Source organism: Pseudonocardia pini (genome assembly GCF_013870575.1).
In the GTDB taxonomy this organism is placed as follows: domain Bacteria; phylum Actinomycetota; class Actinomycetes; order Mycobacteriales; family Pseudonocardiaceae; genus Pseudonocardia; species Pseudonocardia pini.
Genome location: NZ_JACBXB010001205.1, coordinates 1 through 1,091, shown reverse-complemented (window position 1 = coordinate 1,091; position 1,091 = coordinate 1). Strand labels below are relative to the sequence as shown.

Below are 1,091 nucleotides of genomic sequence, written 5' to 3'. Positions count from 1 at the left end.
ACGCTCACCGAGCACCCGGTGGCCAGGGTCAGCACCGCGACCAGGCCGGTGAGCACGCGCCTCACGGGGCGAACCCGGTCAGGTCGGTGACCCACTCGGTGGCCTCGGTGACCATGCCGTCGTTGCGCAGGTGCAGGGTGGCCTGGACCGGTGACCCGACGGCGAACAGCCCGTCCGAGGTGGCGTCCCCGAGCTCGGGGCTGAAGGCCTGGACCACCGTCCGTGCCTCGCCGTTCTCGGTGCTCACCCGCACCCGGCCCGCCTGGGCGCGGACGGTCTCGTTGTTCGGGAGCAGGACGTCGATCCTCGCGTTCGGGGGGAGCCGGGCGTAGTCCGGCGCGGTCAGGACGAACTCGGCCTCGACGTAGAGGGAGCCTGCGCGCTGGACCGTGGCCAGCTCGCTGTTCGCGGGCACGAACGACCCCACGGAGTAGCTCACGCCCTCGACGCGGCCCTGGTCGGTCGCGGTGACCACCATCGTCGTGCCGTCCTTGATCTGGTAGGGCACCTTGGCCGGGTCGACCAGGCCCTGGGCGAGGTCGCGGACGAGGGTGGCGCTCTGCAGCTCGAACATCGGCTGCCCGACCTGCACCTCGTCGCCGACCTGCACCAGCTGGGCGCTGACCGTGCCGGAGTAGTCGGTGCCGACGGGGTAGTTCTCGGCGGCCAGCGAGGCCGAGCGGCCCTCGACCTCGCCCTTGCGGGCGTTGAGCAGCATCGTGAGGTAGGCGGCCAGCACCAGCACGACGACGATGCCGAGCGCGAGCCGGAACCTGCGGGCGACGGTCATCGGGGCCTCCGCTGCGTGGGGACGCCGTCGCCGAAGGCGAGGACGTCGGCGGCGAGGTCGGCGCCGCGCCTACGCCGGTCGGATCGGTCACGGCGGCGCTGCTGGGGGATGCGGAAGGCCGACAGGGCGACCATCGGGCCCGTCTCGGGGTCCGCGGGCCGCACCTCCAACCGGTGCCGCCTGCGCGGACGCTCGGTGGGAGGTGGCACCTCCTCGGCGGAGCGAGCCGGCGGGGCCGCGGCGTCGTTCGGCACCGGAGCGCCCGGGACCGAGCCGTTCACACCGTTCTGGACCGGCTTCC

General features: G+C 73.7%; 2 protein-coding genes. Both read right to left on the bottom strand.

Annotated elements, in window-relative coordinates; all coding sequences use genetic code 11:
• Positions 1-61 precede the first annotated feature (61 nt).
• Positions 62-790 carry a biotin attachment protein gene (locus H5J29_RS33860; protein ID WP_181784931.1) on the bottom strand — a complete coding sequence of 243 codons (729 nt, stop codon included), beginning with the start codon at positions 788-790 and terminating at the stop codon, positions 62-64.
• A partial coding sequence (locus H5J29_RS33855; protein ID WP_220188253.1) for a hypothetical protein occupies positions 787-1,091 on the bottom strand: 305 nt, incomplete at its 5' end. The genes H5J29_RS33855 and H5J29_RS33860, both read right to left, overlap by 4 nt.